Annotated in this window: 4 protein-coding genes; all 4 read left to right on the top strand. The window is 70.8% G+C overall.

The features are described from left to right. Positions 1-286, top strand: a 286-nt coding sequence (locus ACZ5ID_RS35210) for a hypothetical protein (RefSeq protein ID WP_468906381.1), incomplete at its 5' end; no start/stop codon positions are given. A gap of 567 nt (positions 287-853) precedes the next feature. Beyond that, a complete protein-coding gene (locus tag ACZ5ID_RS35205; protein ID WP_468906378.1) occupies positions 854-1,420 on the top strand; it encodes a hypothetical protein in 567 nt (188 codons plus the stop codon). A 193-nt stretch (positions 1,421-1,613) separates the two neighbouring features. After that, complete coding sequence (locus tag ACZ5ID_RS35200; protein ID WP_468906375.1) at positions 1,614-2,258, top strand: hypothetical protein; 645 nt, start codon at positions 1,614-1,616, stop codon at positions 2,256-2,258. 316 nt (positions 2,259-2,574) lie between these two features. Beyond that, positions 2,575-6,072 (top strand): hypothetical protein, encoded by a 3,498-nt coding sequence (locus ACZ5ID_RS35195; RefSeq protein ID WP_468906372.1) that lies wholly within the window; start codon positions 2,575-2,577, stop codon positions 6,070-6,072. The last annotated feature ends 83 nt before the right edge of the window (positions 6,073-6,155 follow it).

The raw sequence follows: 6,155 nt of genomic DNA, 5'->3' as shown, positions 1-6,155 counted from the left end.
GCGCGCGTCCGCCTCCGGCGGAACGACGCGCCGCCGCTACGCGGCGGGGGATTTGCCGCGCTCCGCGCGGCTGAATTCCGGCTTCGCCGGAATTGCGGGGCCAACTCCGTTGGCCCTAGGCGCGAATCGCTTCGCGATTCGGCCGAAATTGAATTCGCTCCGCGAATTCAATTGGTCGGGCTGGGGGTTGAGGGTCGGTCGGTTTTCCGACTTTCGTTTCCTGGGAACCCGTCAATTCCTTGTCCAGCGTACCGGATTCGCTTTCCCGGCCCGTCCCCCCTTTTGAATTGAGATCCACCGTGGCACACACCCGGCAAACCCCGCAACCCCCCACCGGACTAGGCATGTGGGGTGAAGGACAGAGGGACGGAGGGGACAGGGAAGAGAGCTGGAGGACGGAGAGGACGGGAGAGAAGATCTCCGGCCCCCTGCTCCCCCTCCCCCGCCCCTCGCCCGTCCACCAGGCCCGCAGCACGGCACAGCGCGGCGGCGCCAGCCGACGCGCAACCCACACCCAACCGCCCCCAATCCCCGAAGCCCACCACCCCACCCGCCCCCGCACCCATTCCTCACTCATCCTTCAACCGGCGCGGAAAAGTGGCAGCAGAGGGGATGTCAGACCCTCGACCACGCCCGGAACCCTTGGTCGACCTGCGGATACCTCGCCCGCCCCGGAGAGGCTCGCGCAAGAGATCTCGCAAGAGAAGGCGCAGGAGTAGCCGGCAAGAGATCTCGCAAGAGATGTCGCAAGGTTCGGCGGTGCGGGTGCTTCGCCAGACCTGACAGTGTATTATTGATTTTGACGTCAGGCGGCAACCTGACTCAGTCTCAGTCACCAACACGAGGAGCCCCCTTGAGTACGGAAGCGGAAACCGTTGACGCGGTAAGCCGACTCACGATCCACCTTGCTGGAGCGCACGAGACCAACGCATCCATCGGTCTCACGCTCATTCCCCTTCTGAAGATCCCCACGGCAATCATCGAATTCCGGCACCCTACCGGTGCGCGCGTTTGGTGGGAAGGCTGGTGCGAAGCCTTCGCAATGCTCGACAGGATCTTTCCCGTGCAGGCCGACGCGGGCAAGTCGCGCGAACCCGAATTGACCATCAATTCTTTTGTGATCCTGGACGACGCGCCCCGTCGCGCCAAAGTCCGGGCCCGCAGCGCGGCGGCAAGCCCCGACGGAATCGGCGCGTTGTCCGTCACCGTCGGAGGTCTGACGATCGCGTGCGCGTCCCGCGCGGCTGTTGAGTGCCAGGTGCGCGGGTGGCGCGAGGCATACGACGTGTTCGCCAGTGACGGGGGGTTCGGTCTGCCGTCCGCCCATGAGGTGGCCGCCCGTGTCCGGGCCGATCACGCCCGCCACGGAGTCAACGAGCTGTTGTTGGCCGCCGAGGAGCAGCGGGCAGCCCGGACGTAGTGACGCGCCCAGGGTGGGGCGGCCTGCCAGTCGCCCCACCCTCCCGGAGTCACAGCCGTCAGAGGGTCGCCGTAACTCATCAGGTCCGGGGGGTGATTGAGGGTTGACGATCGCCTAAGAGGGTGTATTATTGATTTTGAGGGTGAGCGGCAACTCGCCCTCCGCCAACTCGACAACCCAAGGCAGGGGAACGATGAGCGAGTACCAAGACCACGTACGGCAGAGCCTCGAAGGGCAGAACGTCGACCCGAGCGAGGATCTCAGCATCGACGCAATGCGGTGGACGCCCGCCCCCGTCAGCGGGGACGTGACGGAGGAGGCGACGCGCACCGCCGCGGACACGGCGCACGCGCTGCTCGACCACTCCGCCGACGCGTACCTGTCGCTCCTAAGCGCCGTTCTTGGCGAAGGGATGCACCACATGGTGGCCAGCGCCCGCACGACGCACGGTGACCTGACAGAAGGCCAGGAGCTCACGGTGATCGGTGACGCTCTGATCATCGACGAGACCGCATCCATGCGCGTCTGCGCAGTGATGGCGGCAGCCATGATCGGGTGCGGCACCGGTGGACTGGTCGTGCGCACCTTCAGCCTTGACGGGTCGGAGTTCGTACGCGGCTGGATGGTCCGGGACTTCTGGCTTTGGCCGCTCACCGCTCAGGAGATCCGGCAGGCGTACACCGTCGACACCGAGACAGGTGCGCCGGTGGCCCCGGAACCGGGCGTTGAGTACCGGCAGGCCGAGCGGGTGCCCCGCCCGGAGCAGGCCCCGACGCACGGCACGAGCACCAGCCACACCGCGCCGAGGGACAACCGGCCCCCGAACCGCCGGAACTGAGCGCCACCCCGCTGGGGCCGGTCGCCCGACCGGCCCCAGCGGGAACGCCCCTGCCTCCCCCTGCCCTGCCTCCCGGTGTGAGCGGCAACTCACCCGGCACCAACCCGACCAGGAGTGACCCGACATGATCACGACCACGCGCCCCGCCAGCCGCTCGCACACCCGAGCCCAGGAGCCGGCTCCGACCCCTGCCGGAGCGCCGGCGCCCACCGCCCCGCCCACCGAGCTCCCCCGCAACCTGGCCCGCCTCACCGCCCAGGCCGAGGAGGCCGGATGGACCGCCACCGTCCGGACGCAGCCCGGACACTGCGCCCTGATGCTCACCGCCCGCCAGGAGGCCGGTGAAACCGTCCTGCGCTGCGTATGGCGACTCACCGCCCGGGGGCACCGCTGGGACGGCGCCACCCTCACCCGCAACGGCCAGCGGACCGCCGAGGGCATCGCATGGCGCGCCGTCAGCGACCTGGTGGCCGCCGAGGCCCCCACCGCCCGCCCACAGCCGACCGCGCCGGACCCGGCGGACGCTCCGGCGCCCGTTCCGGCCGAGACTTCGGCCCCCCGGAAGCGTGCCCGTAAGGCGCCCTCCGCGGCGGAAGTCGAGCACGCGCGTGGGGCGGCGGAGGAGTGGCCGGAAGCTATGCAAGCGCGGTCGCTCGGCGACCGTTACGAGGGGGAGTTCCGGCGCTCCGACCTGCTCTCGGAACTGTCCGTGTGCGGTGAGCGGTTCCCGTTCCGCTTCCATTTCGAGTCGGGCGGCGGACACACCGTGACCCTTCCGACGGGGGACGTGCGCGGGGCGTGGGGTGAGGTCACCGGGGCCGCTATCGCGTACGTGATCGCCAAGCGTCCGGCGTCGGTGCTACGGGCGACGGCCGAAACGGCGCGCGTGTACGCCATCCATGCGGAGCGGGCGGCGGAAAGGGCGGACGAAAACGCGCAAGCGGCCGTGTCGGTCGGCATGGCGCGCGCTGGCCTGGACACGGTCCGTGCGTTCGCTCAGCGCATCGATTGGGACGGGCTGACGGATGAGCAGTACGACAGTGCCCAGGGTGCGGTCCGTGAGGTGGAAGAGTGCGCAGAGGGCGCAGAGTCCGCGTACGGGCGGGGCGACGTCGACGCAGCCCGTTGGGAAGCGCGTGACTCTCTCGCCGTCGTGCGCTGGTTCGGGCTTGACGTGCCGTCGGCCCAGACGTGCGCGGAGCGTGCGCCGGAACCGCGCGCGGTTGCTGGGCGGGTGCGGCCGGAAGCTTCGGCGTTCCTGCTGCGGATCACCCGCCCGGGAGGGGAGCGACCGGTAGAGAAGGCCGAGGTTCCAGCCGGTGACGCTGCCCCCGCAGCTGACCAGCGCGCGAAGGCCGCGTCAAAAGAGAACTCAGTGAGGCGCCGCGAGGTGGCGGCGGACGCCAGTCCGGCCGAGGGCGCGCCGGTTGTGGTGGAGCGTCCGGCGGTGTTGCCGGACGTCGTGTTTGACCCCGGCCGGGTGGACGGGTGGGTGGCCGGTGGGGGCGCGGTTGAGGCGCTGCCGGTGATCTGCCACGGCCACGCGGGCGGGGTTTTTCCGGTGGCGTTCCGTGGCCCGTACGAGGGCACGGTGCGTGTGTCGCGGACGTGGCTGACGGAGCGTGCGCGCCATGCGCTGACCGTGGCGCGTGAGCGGCTGACGGTGGCGGAGGAGCACGCGGAGTCGTGCGCGGCGTGGCGGCGGGATGCGTACGACCTTCACCAGGAAGTGCGCCGGTCGGCTGGTGTTCTGGGTGAGCGGGTGGTGGTGCATTACGAGAGGTCCAGCGGGTGGTCGGAGCGTGCCCGTGAGGCTTCGTGGGTAGCGGATACGCGGCGGACGGCTGCACGGGATGCGGTCCGGCGGTGTGAGCGTGAACTGTCCGGCCTGGAGGCGGAGGCGGAGGAACCGGGGCGCCGGTCGAAGTCGGCGCGTGCGTTCCTCGCGCGTGCCGTGTCCGGGGATGTTCCGGCCGGCCGTGGGGCGTGGGTGTCCGCCGACGGCGACACGGCGGTGATGTTCGAGCTTCCCGCAGACATCGACGTGAACCCGGACGTGGGGCACGGGGAAGCGAACGAGCGCCGTCGGGCATTCGTTGACCTGTTGGCCGATGCCGTGTCGGCCCGTGACGAGGGGCGGGCGCTGATCGAACGTGACCTCCCGTCGAAGAAGACGCATGGACGTACGGGCGGGATTGAGAAGGGGCAGGCGTCCGCGTCGGTCAAGGCCCTGGTTCAGCCGTGGGAGGCGCCGAAGATCCCGGCGACGGGTAAGGCACCGACGGCGGCTCAGTTGGAGGACTGGCAGGACGGCTACGCGGGTGCGCCGGTGGTGGCGGAGACGGAAGCGGCGCCGGGTGTGTGGCTGCCTATGGCTGCCGTGACGTTCGCCGAGACGGCGACGGCAAACGGGTGGACCGTCGCAATGCAGCGCCAGGGCGCCACGGGGACGGTGCGCGCCGGGGGGCGGGCCACGGGCAAGGTTCCGGGGGAAGTACGCGCGGTTTGGTCGGCCGGTCTGTACGACGTGAGCGCGTCGGGTGCATGGGTGGACGGGGTCCGGCTGGGAATCATGGCGCCGCTCCATGCGGTGAACGCCACGGTTGCTCAGCAGTGCAAGGCACCTGGTGTCCTGGCCGAGGATGCGCGGCCGGACGCGCACGCGGATGCGGTCGACCTGGACGGGTGGGATGGCGAGGGCGGAGCGCTCGCGCGGGATGGCGGAGAGCTCCCCCCGCCGGCACCGCGTGACGAGATGTCCGCGCGGGCGGCTGACGTGGTGTCCGACCCGTCCGGGGCGGACATGTGGGAGGCAGAGGGCGGCACGGTGCCGGGCATCGGCACCCCGGCCCCCGGCCCGGCCGCTGTGGTGGTTATGCCGATCGATTGGGCGAAGCGTGCCGGGCGCGGTGACTGCGCGACCGAGCAGCGCGCCCGTGAGCAGGTCCGCCCGCAGTTGCAGGTGGCCAGGGTGCGGCTGGCAGAGGACGGCGACACGCTTCCGCAGACCGCCGAGCCGGTCACCGAGCTGGACGGCCCGGACGGCGAGCCCATGAGCGCCCAGGCGCACGCCGACTGCCCCGGCCACGTGGCGACCTGGGCCGAGAACCCCCGCGAGCCCGGCGAGGTGGACTACTTCTGCACCGACCCGGAGCGCTTCGGCCACTACCCGCCCCAGGAGGACGCCTCCGAGGCGGACGGCGACCAGGACGAGGAGCAGCCGCAGGCGGCGGGTGAGACCAAGCCGTCGGAGCCGTCGCGCGAGTACATCAAGGCGGGAAACAAGGCCTACCGCGCCGCCGGGAAGGCCAGGCAGGCGTGGCTGAAGGACCTCATCGGCCGCAAGACCGCGCCGAAGCCGCTCGCCGCGTTCATCACGGAGCAGCTCCTTTCCTGCCCCAAGCCGGTGGCTCAGTGGGTGGGCGACGCGGGCCGCCGGGACCTGGTCAAGGAACTGACCGGCTACGACCAGCCCGCCGAGCGCGTCAAGTCGGCGACCCCGGCCAAGCTCACCCTGCTGAACTTCGCGGTGCTGGCCGCGACGTTCGAGAAGCGCATGGGCGAGGTCCGCACGTGGCGCACCGACCCCGCCGCCCGTTCCGCCGTCTACGAGCTGCGGGAGATCCGCGAGGACGCCCGCACGTGGCTGTCCTTCCTCGCCGAGATCGGCTACCCGCTCTCCAGCGTCGAACAGGCCATCGTCGACGACGAGTCCTACCAGGAGAGCCAGCCGGACGCGGCCGACAGCAACGGCCAGGCCGACGAGGACACCCCGGACGTCGTGAGTGCCGAGGACTGCGAGGACGCGTCCTGACCTGCTGCCCGGGCCGGACCTGACAGGTCCGGCCCAGGCCCCTTCCCCCCTTCCCTCTCTGCGCGCTGCCCGCCCGGAAGGCC

Source organism: Streptomyces sp. NPDC031670 (assembly GCF_055580545.1).
Note: the sequence above shows the minus strand (reverse complement) of the source record. Positions and strands in the feature narration are given on the sequence as shown.